At 72.3% G+C, this 264-nt stretch carries 1 protein-coding gene; it reads right to left on the minus strand.

The genetic code is table 11. The features are described 5' to 3' along the window. A partial coding sequence (locus tag JT719_RS24825; protein ID WP_207436456.1) for a cytochrome c-type biogenesis CcmF C-terminal domain-containing protein occupies window positions 1–264 on the minus strand: 264 nt, incomplete at both ends.

The raw sequence follows: 264 nt of genomic DNA on the forward strand, positions 1-264 counted from the left end.
GAGTCGAAGCGGATGACGTAGCCCGCGACCTCCGCGCTGTCGCCCGGCTTCATCGACCGGATGGCTTCCGTCTGCCAGGCCGAGGTGCCGGTCATGCCGGCGATGGAGATGCCGAGGAAGGCGTGGGCCAGCGTCATGCCCCAGGCGCTGCGCGGCAGGTGGCGGGCGCGGTTCAGGCTGTCGCGCAGGGGGATGCGGAACAGGCGGATGCGCTCGGCGAACTCCGCCAGCGCGCCGAAGAAGGCCCAGGCGGCCAGCCCGATG

It is taken from the genome of Sabulibacter ruber, assembly GCF_017355955.1.
In the GTDB taxonomy this organism is placed as follows: domain Bacteria; phylum Bacteroidota; class Bacteroidia; order Cytophagales; family Hymenobacteraceae; genus Nibribacter; species Nibribacter ruber_A.